This is a genomic window from Microbacterium sp. zg.B48 (assembly GCF_024623505.1).
Lineage (GTDB): Bacteria > Actinomycetota > Actinomycetes > Actinomycetales > Microbacteriaceae > Microbacterium.
The window spans coordinates 16,302-28,749 of the sequence record NZ_JANJFE010000018.1 but is presented as its reverse complement, the minus strand read 5'-3'; the positions used below and the strand labels follow the sequence as shown (position 1 = coordinate 28,749).

Here is a 12,448-nt window from a genome sequence, read left to right as displayed (position 1 = left end):
CCGCGACCCGGTAGCCCCCGCACTCCGCAGTTACTGACTGCGGAGCCCCTTTTCGCTCGGAGGCGCGCAGCGGTCCGCGGTCAGTTCCGGCGAGCGCGGAGCCGCCGGAGGGCGCAACGTGTGACTGCGGAGCTCAGTACCGGTAGTGGTCCAGCTTGTACGGGCCGTCCACGGGAACCCCGATGTACGCGGCCTGCTCGGGCGTCAACACGGTCAGCTCGACACCGAGCGCGGCCAGGTGCAGGCGCGCCACCTTCTCATCGAGCGCCTTCGGCAGCACGTACACGCCGACCGGGTACTGCTCGATGTTGGTGAACAGTTCCAGCTGGGCGAGCACCTGGTTCGTGAAGGACGCGCTCATCACGAAGGACGGATGCCCGGTCGCGTTGCCGAGGTTCATCAGGCGTCCCTCGCTCAGCACGAGCACGCTGCGTCCGTTCGGCATCCGCCACTCGTGCACCTGCGGTTTGATCTCGATCGCCTCGGCGCCGGCGAGCTGCTCCAGCCCGGCCATGTCGATCTCGTTGTCGAAGTGACCGACGTTCGCCACGATCGCCAGGTGCTTCAGCCCGAGCAGGTGCTCGACGGTGATGACGTCCTTGTTGCCGGTCCCGGTCACGACGATGTCGACCTCTCCCAGCACCGACTCCAGGCGTGCAACCTGGAATCCGTCCATCGCGGCCTGCAGCGCGCAGATGGGATCCACTTCGCCGACGATGACCCGCGCGCCCTGGCCGCGCAGCGCCTCGGCCGCGCCCTTGCCGACATCGCCGTAGCCGGCCACGAAGACCGCCTTGCCGCCGATCAGCACATCGGTGGCGCGGTTCAGTCCGTCCGGCAGGGAATGGCGGATGCCGTACTTGTTGTCGAACTTCGACTTGGTGACGGAGTCGTTCACATTGATGCCCGGGAACAGCAGCTGTCCGGCCGCGGCCAGCTCGTACAGCCGATGCACACCGGTGGTGGTCTCCTCGGTCACCCCGATCAGCTCGCGGCTGATCTGCGTCCACCGCTCGGGGTCGGCCGCGAGACTGGCGCGGAGCGTCTGCAGCACCACGCGGTACTCGTGCGCGTCACCCTCGGCGGCATCGGGCACCTCGCCGGCCGCCTCGAACTGCACGCCCAGGTGCACCAGCATGGTGGCGTCGCCGCCGTCGTCCAGGATCAGGTTGGGCCCGTCGAATCCCTCCGCAGACCAGTCGAAGATCCGATCGGTGCACGCCCAATACTCCTCGAGCGTCTCACCCTTCCACGCGAACACCGGAACCCCGGCGGGCGCATCCGGGCTCCCGTGCGGGCCGACGGCGATGGCGGCGGCGGCTTCGTCCTGGGTGGAGAAGATGTTGCAACTGGCCCAGCGCACCTGCGCGCCCAGCGCCACCAGCGTCTCGATCAGCACGGCGGTCTGCACCGTCATGTGCAGCGACCCCGCGATGCGCGCGCCGGCGAGCGGCTGCGACGGACCGAACTCCGCACGCAGGGCCATCAGGCCGGGCATCTCGTTCTCGGCCAGCCGGATCTGATGCCGGCCCGCCGGGGCGAGCGCCAGATCGGCGACGCGGTAATTCAGCACTGCGGGGGCGGTGAGGTCGGTGCTCATCCGCCCATTCTCCCAGACCATTCGGGAAGGCGGACTGGGCTCAGCGCAATGGCGCAGTCAGCGCTGCGCGATGGTCTCGTGCCGAACCACGACCCACCCGCGCGGCATCGACAGCCGATCGGTGTGGATGGCGCACAGGTCGTGCGCGTGCGGGTCACCGCCGGCACCCAGCGGACCGAGGGCGGCCATCTGGTCGGGGTAGTCGTACGTCAAGGTGGAGACCGCCTCTCGGGCGCATCCCACCTTCGAGCAGAGTCTCTGGCGCATCGCACCCACGTTATCCAGCGGCGCAGGGATCGACCGGATGCCGCGCCGCAGCGCCGGTCCCGCGCGCGCGAATCCGGTATCTGGTCGGTCAGCCGGCTGGTGTCGCACACCCCGAGCCGCTTCCCGCTGGGCCCATAAGATGGACGCATGGTATGGCGACGGAGCAAAGAAACGGCCGCACCGGTCCGTCGACCGGCCCGTCACGGCCGCCACGGACGCGAGGGCCGCAGCCCCATCGTGCGTCCGCCGCTTCCTCCGCTGGAAACGCGCGTGGAGCGGTTCGATCTGGCGGTGGGCACCGCCGCCGAGTTCCTCCGCTCGGCATGGCCGGAGCTTCGCGACGTGAGCTTCGAAGTCGGCGACATGCCGCCGGCGGCTGACGATGACGGCATCCCCCGGTGGCGGGTGCTGACCGACGAGAAGCGGATCATCCTCTACCGGCTGCCCATCGAGCGACTGAGCCATCTGCACCGCGACGACGATCTGCACCGGCGGATCATGATCGAGGGCAGCGTCTTTCGCGCGGCCGCCGAATACCTCGACCGCGACCCGTGGGATCTCGGTCCGGAGCGCTTCCGATACTTTTGAGCCGCGCGTCGATCAGCGGCTGGGCCACTACTGGAGCACCGGGCCGCCGAAGGCGGCGTAGCCAGATCTCCGCAGCACCGGACCGCGCGTAGCCACGTCCGTGGTGACGTGCCTACGGGTAGACGGTGACCTGCGGCGCCGCGGCATCCGAGGGCCATACCGGGAAACCGGCGAGCGCGCCGTCGCCGGTGAGCGACAGACCGGCACGGATGCCGGCGCCTCCGGCTTCGAGCAGGTAGACGGTGCGCGCGGAAAGCCGCACCGAGGCGCTCTCACCGGGCGCAACGGTGACCTCCGTGACGAAGCCGCCATCGACCGCCTCCACCGCGGTGGTCACCGGCTCTTCAGTCGGATTGGCCAGGGTCAGCACCGGGGTCGGCCCGGGGGGTGTCGCGAACAGTCCCTCTCCGGTGACCGGCGGTGCCGCGCTGTACCAGGCGAAGTCCGCGCCTTCGCCGAATCCGGTGGTCTGCCACACCGCTGCGACCACCGGCGTGTCCGCCGAGACCTCGACGGTGTACAGACCCGTCGCCAGCCCGCCGAGGTCGACCTCGGTCGGGATGCCCGCCGTGAGCGGGACCGTGGTGGGCGCCGCGTTCGATGCGGCGGTCCCGACCGCGGACGCGGTGATCACGGCAGTGGTGTCCTGATCCGGTGAGAGGATGCGCACGACGGTCGCGGCATCCGAGGAGCCCTCCGCGTCCGGGTTCTGGGTCACCGTGACCCCGGGCATCACCTGGATGCGGTCCGGCGCCACGGTCGCGCCGACCTGGTCCACGCCACCGGGGACGAGCGTGCGTGTGATGCTCGTCTGCAGCGCCGCCTGCACCGGGGCGCCGGTCGCGGTGACCCGGATGACGGGGCTCTGCTCACCGAGCTGGAGGCCGGCCAGCGGGAGCACCGCCTGGGCGCCGGGACCGACGACCAGCTCACCGGCACCCGCGGGAACCTGGGGACCGCTCGCGCCGAAGACGGTCAGCTGCACGGTCGCGGCGACCGTTCCCGGATTCGCGAGCAGGACGGTGTCCGACGCCCCTGTCGCCGCGGATCCGCCCACGAGCCAGGATTCCATCAGGGCAGGTCGGCAGGCGGCCGCGGCGAATCCGCTCAGGTCCTCCGCGACGATCGTGGACGATCCGGATGCCGCCACATCGGTGCGGGTGCCGTCCACCGGCTCGGCCACCACTGCCGTGGCCGGCGCCGATCCGTCCGAAGCGGGCGTGGTGAGCGGACGCGTCGTCGGCACCGGACGCCCCTGCGCCACGCCGCTGATCACCGTCTGCGGCGCCGCCGTCACGATGCGGCCCGCGTCTTCCAGCTCCCGGCCGAGCGCGAGGAGCCCGCCCGGGCAGACGACCACGCTCGCCGACGGCGCCGGCATCGCCGTGATCGCGACCGGTTCGCGGGCCGCGGTCGGCCACGGCAGAGAGACGGCAGTGACCACCGCGATGACGAATCCGATCGCCACCAGGGTGCCCACCAGCAGCCGTGCGCTGGTGCTCGCCCAGCGGAATACACGCCGGTCGCTCATCGACCCTCCTGCCAGTGCGGGCCGACGACCCGAGAGGTGCGCCGAGCCTCGCGGCGCGACGCCGCCGTGGGAACCGCGAGCAGCAGAGCGACGGCGACGGCGGCGAGCTGCGCCAGCGCGATCCCCCGCGCGACCTCATGAACGGATGCCGACGCCTGCGCCCGCGGCTCGGTGGGCTGCGTGACACGCCAGAGCACTCCCTTGGCGGTCTCGCCCACGGAGTCCAGACCGTCGCGCTGGTCGAGGGCGGTGGCCGCTGCGAGGCGGAAGGCGCGTGCGGTGTCCGACTCGGCACCCGGACTCGGCGCCAGCAGCACGAAGCTGATGCCGTGCCCGGCCAGGACGGCGACAGCGGCATCCGTGGTGGAGGTGACCAGGTCCGCGGTCAGGGACGCGATCGCCTCGTCTGCAGCGGTCGCCTTCACGCGCGTCGAGATCATCGTCGCCTGACCGTTCAGCGTCTCGCTCCCACCCCACACGACCCGTGCGGACACTCCCCCGGCGTTCTGCGGCGTCAGGATCATCGTCCCGACATCGGGATCCTCGCGTCCGGCGGCGCTGACGTAGGCCGGCAGCGTGCTCGGGGGACCGTTGCTCAGGAGGGCGGTGCCGCGCGCCATCGCGGAGAGGCTGGGCAGGGCCAGCACCGTCAGCGCGAGCACCACGCCAACCGCCGCCACGTTGCGCGCGGCGGCGAGCCGAGGCGCCAGTCCCACATCGAGTGCGGCCAACGCTCCGCCGAGCACCCCCAGCCAGGCCAGGCTGAGGCCGGCGCCGGGCCACAGCGGCACGGGCAGCGACTGCGCGAAGGCGACCGAGATCCCGACCGCTGCAAAGGCGGTCGCCAGGCCGAGTGCGGCGATCACCAGGAGGGCGACTCCGGCGGCCCAGCGCTGCGTGAGCGGCGCCATGAGCGCAAGGAGCGCGACCGGCGCAGCCAGCAGCGGCACCCACCACGTCGGCCACCCCGGCACGAAGCCGACCCACCCGACGATGTCGGAGGTCGGTATGCCTGCGGCCAGCAGGGCGCGACCGGCGGTGTCCGCGCCCACCTGGCCGCCCAGCCAGGTCAGTCCGGGGTCGGCGAGCAGTCCGAGCGGGTTGCCCACGCGCAGCTGGTGCCACACGATCGGAGCTGCCAGCAGCGCGGCGGGCACGACCAGCCAGATCACCCTGGCGACCCCGCGGCCGCGCCGCAGGATCAGGGTGAGGATGACCGCGGCGAGCCAGATCACGATCAGCGCGGGGACGAGGGACGGTGCCGAGGCGGCGACGGCGGCGAAGACCACGGATGCTGCTCCGGACGCGACCCAGGATCGATGCGCGACGGAACCGGCGTAGAAGAGCCAGGGCAGCAGCAGGTGGGCGATGACCGCGCTGGGGCGGCCCTGCACGAGCGCGGCCAGAAGGGTGGGCGCAAGTGCCCAGATCGCACCGCCGGCGAAGCGCAGCAGCGGCCGGTCCGTCACCCGCGTGGCCGCGAACCACCCACCCAGTGCGGACAGGGGCAGCGCGAGCAGCCACAGCACCACCAGGGCCCGGGAGGGCTCCAGGGGCCAGAGGCTGCCCACGATGGCCAGGACCGCCGCGAACGGATCGGCCGGCCCGATGGTGCCCAGGCCCGAGGCGCGCAGACCGTAAGCGGCGTCGCCCCACAGCCGCGCAGCCGTGGCCGCCAGGGGCTCCAGGCCGCCGCCGCCGAGAACGGGCCACGCCGCAAGAGCGGGGAACGCCCCGATCGAGACCACCACGGCGCCGAGCACCAGCCATGCACCCCCGCCGGTGAAGAACCGGAGTTCTCCCCGCCGGGAGGGGGCCGTCGAATCGGCATCGTCGTCGAGCTGCTCGCGCAGGTCCCGTCGGGTCACCCGCAGGGGCGCCAGCTGTGCCCACGACACCGTGCGCGTGGTGCGGATGCGCGAGCGGGCCCGCGCGACGGCCGGCAGGCTCACAGTCGCCACCGCCGCCGCCCCCCACTCGGGCCAGACCAGAGACGGCCGCTTGCGGACGATCTGCAGAACGGACCGCCACAGCGCGGTCGGCAGGATCGCCAGCCACAGGAACGGCACGGCCGGCGGCGGCGCATAGGCGAGGCGACGATGCAGCTCAGCCGTGCGGGACGCGAACGCGCGGCGCCGGCGCCGCGCGCCGGTCAGCGGTGCCGGGAGCCCCGCGACGCCGTCTCCGGCCACTGCGACCAGAGCGGTCGGCACCAGCAGGACCCGCCCGCCGATGAGCCGTGCCCGCACGCCCAGATCGAGGCCTTCGTCCGCGCCCACCAGACCGCGATCGATCCCACCGAGTTCGCGCCACACCTCGGTCCGGACCAGAATGCCGCGGATGTCGGCGCCCAGCACGTCCTCGCGCGCGTCGTGCTGACCCTGATCCAGTTCGTGATCGGCCAGGCCGACGCTGCGACCGAACGCCGTCATGCTCACGCCGAGGGAGACGATCTCGGCACGGTCATCCCAGCGCACAAGCTTGGGGGCGGCGAAGGCGACTGACGGCCCGAGCTCGAGAGCGCCGACCAGACGGCTGAGCGCCTCCGGTTCCGGCGCGGTGTCCTGTGCGAGGATCCATACCGCGTCGCCGCTCAACCGCAGCGTCGCCATCGCGGTCGCGGCGGCGAATCCTGTCGACGCGGGTGCACTGATGACCGATTCGGCTCCGGATGCCGCCGCGACGGCGGTCACGCCGGCGTCGTCTCCGCAGACCACGATCGTCAGCGCATCGACCCGTCGGCTCTGCTCCGCAAGGGCGGCGAGGGTGCGACGCAGATGGTGCGCGGCGGGGGTGCGCCCATCGGGGCGCACGACGAGAATGGCGTGGACTCTGGCGGGCATGACGTGGACAGCCTAGGCGCGTGGATCAGCCGCGCCGGGTGTACGCGCCGCTGTCGGCCGGAACCGGCCGTCGTCGCCGTACCGGCGCGGCGACGCGGCCGCGTCAGCTCGCGCGGCGCTTGAGCTTGCGGCGCTCGCGCTCGCTGAGCCCGCCCCAGATGCCGAAGCGCTCGTCGTTCTGCAGCGCATATTCCAGGCACTCGCCCCGGACGTCGCACGTGGTGCAGATCTTCTTCGCGTCTCGCGTGGAGCCGCCCTTCTCAGGGAAGAACGCCTCAGGGTCGGTCTGCGCACACAGTGCGTCTGTCTGCCAGCCCAGCGGGTTTCCGTCCTCACCCTCGAGCGGGCGACGCACCCCCGGCACACCCAGCTGAACAGGATCGACGAACCAATTGTCGGGAACGCCGGAACGGTAACCCGTCATCTCGCTCTCCCACCTTCTCACCCCACGCTGGCTCGCGTGTGTAGTGATAATTACACCGGTGTAGTTCGCTGGGGTCAAGTCGCAGATCGTAAAGCCTCACCTGGCGCTTGAACGTTTACGACGCGCCGTCGGCGTGTCGCGATCGTCCGCGCGGGACCGTGACGCGGCATCATCTCACGTCAGGACCCGCCCGCACCCGCGGATGCCGACCCGGGCAGAGCCAGGAAGAGCTCTCCGTAACCGGAAAGGATCACGTGCTGCTCGTCCGGGGTCACGAGCAGTGCCTGTCCCGGGCGGAGCTCGACCGCCTCGCCCGACCGGTTGCCCCGGACCTCGAGGACTCCCTTCGTGGCGAGTGCGATCGTGGTCCCGGTCACGGGCACGCGAGAGGACCCGTCGGGCGCGACGCTGACGCGCAGCAGCGCGAAATCGGCGACATCCGTCTCGTACCGGGCCGCCCCGCCGCCGAGTCGCTGCGGACGCAGCACTCGGATGGGCCCCGGTGTGGAATCGAGGACGTCGAGCAGTTCGGCGACGTCGATGTGCTTGGCGGTGAGCCCTCCGCGCAGGACGTTGTCGCTGGCCGCCATGACTTCGACGCCGAGTCCCTCCAGATACGCGTGCAGCACACCCGCCGGGACGAACACCGCCTCACCGCGGTGCAGGGTGACCAGGTTCATCAGCATCGCCACCACCACGCCGGGGTCACCGGGATGCCGCGCAGCGAGATCCTTCATGCGTGCCAACTCGGGGCCGAACTCTGCGTCGTCGGTCGTGGCTGCGGCCGCGATGATCGCCTCGACGTCGGGCTGCGCCTGACCGGAGAGCAGCCACCCAAGCGCGTCGCGCAGTGCGGCCGCGGCATCCGGCCCGTTCAGCCTGGCGGCCAGGCCGGCCGCTGCCGGGCCCAGCGCCTGCAACAGCCGACGCGTGGCTGCGATCTCCCGGAGTCCGGCCAGCGCGGTGAAGGTCTCGCTGAGCGCGACGATCAGTTCGGGTTTGTGGTTCTCGTCGCGGTACGTCCGCTCCGCCGCATCCCGGGGCACACCGGCCGCCTCTTCCTTCGCGAAACCCGCGACCGCCTGCGCGCGGGAGGGGTGCGCCTGGATGGACAGCGGGGATGCCGCGGCCAGCAGCTTCAGCAGGTACGGAAGGTGGGCAGGAGCGCCGGTGCGCGCGCCCTCTTCGGCGAGCCAGACACCGAGGGGGCGTCCGTCCGGCACCAGCGCGGGACTTCCCGGGTGATCGCCGAACCACACCTCCGCTTCCGGGCGCCCGGAGGGATCCCGGCCCTCCAGCCCGGCCAGGAGCGTGACGCTGCCCCAGTCGTAGTCGCGGGGGGTGTTCGCAAGGGGCACCAGCATGCCTCCAGCGTAGAGTCGGGCACCGTCATCGCCGCACTGGTCATCGCGCACGGGGGTTGCGGGCCAGGCGCTACCCTGATCAGACGATGGCCGTCTACACGAAGCACCCGGCGTCGACCCCGCCGGCGGCACCGGTCCGCGAGAAGACGGGTCACCTGATGCTCCGCGGCTGGTGCATCTTCGTGCTGTTCATGGCGCTGTCCGGCACGGCGTGGATCAACGCGATCGGCCAGCTGCCGACGGCGGTGGTGACGATCGCCGGCGGGGTGCTCTCACTCGGACTGTGGTTCGCGGTGCGGCCACCGGTGCAGTGGCGCCGCCTGCCCTGGTTCACGATGGCGTACGTGCTGTGGGCCGCGCTGTCGATCATCTGGTCGCAGTGGCGGGAGGCGACCGCGCTCACGCTCCTGCTGCTGGGCATCACGACTCTGCAGGCACTGTTCATCGGGAGTGTGCTGACCTGGCGCGAAGTGATCCGCGCCACCTCCGCGGCGCTGAAGTGGGTCCTCGCGCTGTCACTGATCTTCGAGCTCTGGGTCGCACTGTTCGTCCGCGTGCCCCTGCTGCCCGGTTTCGTGCCTCGCACCGAGCCCGTCGACCCGATCCTGTACTGGTCGCGGAACAACCTGTTCGACGAAGGCCGGATCCAGGGCATCATGGGCAACGCCAATCTGCTCGGACCGGTCGCCCTCCTGGCGATCGTCGTGTTCGCGATCCGCTTCGCCGCCGGCGCGGCCGGCCGCGTTCTGCTGGGCGGGTGGATCGTCTTGGCTGACTACCTGTTCTATCGGGCGGCATCGGCGACCGCGTACGTGGCCGCGGCGGCTGTGGTGATCGTGCTGGTGACGGTGCTGTTGATGCGCCGCGCGCGCCGCCCCGGCGAGCGCACCCGGTATTACATCGGGTTCGCCGTGGTCGGGCTGGGCGGCGCTGCGGCGTTCTGGCTGCTGCGCGACACGATCTTCGCAGCGCTCGGCCGCAGCACCGACCTGACCGGCCGGGAGATGATCTGGCAGGCGGTGCTGGATCGCGCGATGCAGCGGCCGGTGCTGGGCTGGGGATTCTCCACCCCGTGGATCACGAGCGATCCGGCGTTCGACGGGTGGATCCTCGATCACGGCCAGTCCGTGATGCAGGCGCACAACGTATGGATCGACGTCTTCTTCCAACTCGGCGCGATCGGCGTCGCCCTGCTCGCCATGGCCTACCTCGCCTACATCTGGCGCTCGTGGTTCTTCGCCGTCGACCGACCCCGATGGGATCTGCGGGCCGACCGGCCGTACTCACCCCTGACCCTGCTGCCCACGCTGGTCGGCGCCATCCTGCTGGTGCAGGGCCTGGCCGAATCCAGTCCGCTGCTGCTGTGGGGCTGGCTGTTCCTGGTCATGCTCCCGTTCAAGATGAAGCAGTCGCCGCACATCGGCGAAGGCGCCGCCGAGCTGCGCATCGCCATCGAGCGTGGCGAGCTGACCACGCGGGCCTCGTGACCGACCCGGTACGAGGCGCCGGCCCCGCGCGCTGGATCGGACTGCTCGGGTCGGCCGCGCTCGCCCGCGCGTACACGATCGCCGTCCTGGGCGCGGTCTTCTCCTCCTTCGCGATCGAGAAGATCGCCGGACGCGTCACCTACGTCTCGATCATCGTGGGCCTCTGCCTGCTCGGCATCGGCATCCTCGTCTCCCGACGCCGGGAGATCTCGCTCGTGCGTCTCGTGCCGACCACGCTGGTGCTGTTCGTGGCCTGGGCACTGATCAGCGCGTTCTGGAGCCAGAGCCCCTCGACGTCATTGTGGGGCTGGGTCTCCACGGCCGCCCTGGCCTTCCTCGCCGTCACGATCGGTCATGTCCGCGACACGCTGCAGACCGCGCGCGCACTGGGCGACGTCATGCGCGTGCTGCTGTCGATCTCCCTCGGCGTCGAGATACTCGCCGGCGTCATCCTGGACATGCCCTTCCGGTTTCTCGGCATCCAGGGCGACATCGCCCAGCTCGGCCCGATCCAGGGGATCTTCGGCACGCGAAACCTGCTGGGCTTCGCCGCGGTGATCGCCCTGATCACGTTCCTGATCGAGTACCGCACCCAGTCCGTGCGCGTCGGCGTGTCGGTGTACTCCGTCGTGCTCGCCGGCGGCCTCGCTGCCCTCAGCGACTCCCCCACCGTCCTGGTCCTCGCACTCGCCGTGGGCCTGGCCGTGGGTGCGCTGGCCTTGGTGCGGCACACGAGCCCGGAGCGGCGGTCGGCTCTGCAGTTCGCCTTCGGCGGGCTGGTGGTGGTGGGCGTGATCATCGGCTACGCGGCACGGCATCCGATCATCGCCTTCCTGGGAGCCGGCACCGACTTCTCGATGCGCGTGGACCTGTGGAACACGATGGTCGACTATCTGCGCTCCAAGCCCGTGCAGGGCTGGGGGTGGTTCGGCCCCTGGGATCCCCAGGTGTTCCCGTTCAACGCCATCAACTACGGACTGCGCACGAGCCATGCGACCGGCCTGAACGCGTACTTCGACGTGCTGCTGCAGCTCGGGTGGGCCGGGCTGCTGCTGTTCACCGCCTTCGTGGGCACCGCCCTGGTGCGGTCGTGGCTGGACGCGAGCGAGCGCCGCTCGGTGATCTACGCGTGGACTCCGCTGCTGCTGATCACCCTGCTGGTGAATTCCATGTTCGAGAGCTTCGCGCTGTTCGGATTCGGCTGGCTCCTGCTCGTGCTCTGCGCGGTGCGCGCCGGTCAATCCCGCTCGTGGCGGGAGCGCATCGATGCGATCGGCGGTGGGCCGGACCTGCCGCGTATCCAGGAAGGTCGGCCTTCCAACGCGTAGCCCGGGGCTCAGTGCCCCGACGCTGAGTCGAAGGACTCAGCCCACGCGAGCGAGTCGCGAATGCCTTCGTCAATGGTCAGCTCTGCCCGCCAGCCGAGCAGATCCGCTGCCCGCTGCACGTCCGCGTACGCGCCCGCGACATCACCGGCGCGGCGGGGCCCGATGCGCACGTCGACGCTGGCCCCGGTGACCCGCTCGAACGCGGCGACGAGTTCCCGGATGGTCGTTCCGGTGCCCCCGCCGACATTGACGGCACGGAAGGCCGCTTTCTCTGTGACGAGGTCAAAGCGCCGAACCGCTTGGACATGCGCGCGCGCGAGGTCCCACACGTGGATGAAGTCCCTCAGTCCCGACCCGTCCCGCGTCGGCCAGTCTGTTCCGGTGATGGTGAAGGTTCCACCGTGCCGATGCGCGGAGATCAACAGGCCCAGCACATGCGACGGGTCGCGCTGGGGAAGACCGCTCCGAGACTGGGGATCCGCGCCGATCGGGTTGAAATATCGAAGCGCGATGGCTCGCAAATCCCCGGCACCCGCACTGTCGGCGAGGATCTGCTCGACCATCGCCTTCGTCCGGGCGTATGGGCTGGCCGGTTGGATCGGCCCTTCCTCGGTCACGGCGCCGCCGTCCTCCGCGTCGTAGACGGAAGCAGAGGAACTGAAGATGACCTTGCCGATGCCGTTGCGTTGCAGGCCGCGGAGCAGCTCGATCGTCTTGGCTACATTCGTGTCGTAGTAGCCCAGCGGATCTATGACCGAGTCGGGGACGACCACCTTTGCCGCACAGTGGATCGCGAACGAAAGGTCAGGGTGATCGGCAGCGATCTGGTCGAGGAGGGAGGCGTCCGCGATATCTCCTCGGTAGAACAACCGACCACGCGTGAAAGCTTCGCGGCCGGTGGAAAGGTCATCCAGAATCACGGGGATGATTCCGGCATCCATGCACGCCGATGCGACCGTGCTGCCGATGAACCCTGCACCCCCGGTGATCAAGACCTTCATCGCACCGCTCGCCCT

General features: G+C 70.7%; 10 protein-coding genes. 3 read left to right on the top strand and 7 right to left on the bottom strand.

Annotated features, from left to right (window positions below):
• Positions 1 to 133 precede the first annotated feature (133 nt).
• Complete coding sequence (ahcY, locus tag NQ152_RS14070; RefSeq protein ID WP_257524461.1) at positions 134 to 1,600, bottom strand: adenosylhomocysteinase; 1,467 nt, start codon at positions 1,598 to 1,600, stop codon at positions 134 to 136.
• Between the two features lie 57 nt (positions 1,601 to 1,657).
• Positions 1,658 to 1,867 (bottom strand): DUF3499 domain-containing protein, encoded by a 210-nt coding sequence (locus NQ152_RS14065; RefSeq protein ID WP_257502896.1) that lies wholly within the window; start codon positions 1,865 to 1,867, stop codon positions 1,658 to 1,660.
• 270 nt (positions 1,868 to 2,137) lie between these two features.
• Between NQ152_RS14065 and NQ152_RS14060 the strand changes: the two genes are divergently transcribed.
• The gene (locus tag NQ152_RS14060; RefSeq protein ID WP_374113597.1) at positions 2,138 to 2,455 is read left to right on the top strand and encodes a metallopeptidase family protein; all 318 of its coding nucleotides are present in this window, start codon (positions 2,138 to 2,140) and stop codon (positions 2,453 to 2,455) included.
• Between the two features lie 112 nt (positions 2,456 to 2,567).
• Here the strand turns inward: NQ152_RS14060 and NQ152_RS14055 are convergent, their stop codons facing one another.
• The 4 genes from NQ152_RS14055 to manA form a co-directional block, all read right to left on the bottom strand.
• Positions 2,568 to 3,986 carry a DUF5719 family protein gene (locus NQ152_RS14055; protein ID WP_257524460.1) on the bottom strand — a complete coding sequence of 473 codons (1,419 nt, stop codon included), beginning with the start codon at positions 3,984 to 3,986 and terminating at the stop codon, positions 2,568 to 2,570.
• Entirely contained in the window at positions 3,983 to 6,829 is a 2,847-nt protein-coding gene (locus NQ152_RS14050) for a glycosyltransferase (protein ID WP_257524459.1), read from the bottom strand. Before NQ152_RS14050 ends, NQ152_RS14055 begins: the two co-directional genes overlap by 4 nt.
• A 103-nt stretch (positions 6,830 to 6,932) precedes the next feature.
• The gene (locus NQ152_RS14045) at positions 6,933 to 7,253 is read right to left on the bottom strand and encodes a WhiB family transcriptional regulator (RefSeq protein ID WP_091705126.1); all 321 of its coding nucleotides are present in this window, start codon (positions 7,251 to 7,253) and stop codon (positions 6,933 to 6,935) included.
• A gap of 179 nt (positions 7,254 to 7,432) precedes the next feature.
• Positions 7,433 to 8,617, bottom strand: a complete 1,185-nt coding sequence (manA, locus tag NQ152_RS14040) for a mannose-6-phosphate isomerase, class I (RefSeq protein ID WP_257524458.1) — start codon at positions 8,615 to 8,617, stop codon at positions 7,433 to 7,435.
• Positions 8,618 to 8,703: 86 nt separating this feature from the next.
• Between manA and NQ152_RS14035 the strand changes: the two genes are divergently transcribed.
• A complete protein-coding gene (locus tag NQ152_RS14035; protein ID WP_257524457.1) occupies positions 8,704 to 10,104 on the top strand; it encodes an O-antigen ligase in 1,401 nt (466 codons plus the stop codon).
• A complete protein-coding gene (locus tag NQ152_RS14030) occupies positions 10,101 to 11,432 on the top strand; it encodes an O-antigen ligase family protein (RefSeq protein WP_257524456.1) in 1,332 nt (443 codons plus the stop codon). Before NQ152_RS14035 ends, NQ152_RS14030 begins: the two co-directional genes overlap by 4 nt.
• Before the next feature lie 8 nt (positions 11,433 to 11,440).
• On the opposite strand, the gene galE is transcribed toward NQ152_RS14030, so the two are convergent.
• The gene (gene galE, locus NQ152_RS14025; protein ID WP_257524455.1) at positions 11,441 to 12,433 is read right to left on the bottom strand and encodes a UDP-glucose 4-epimerase GalE; all 993 of its coding nucleotides are present in this window, start codon (positions 12,431 to 12,433) and stop codon (positions 11,441 to 11,443) included.
• Positions 12,434 to 12,448 lie beyond the last annotated feature (15 nt).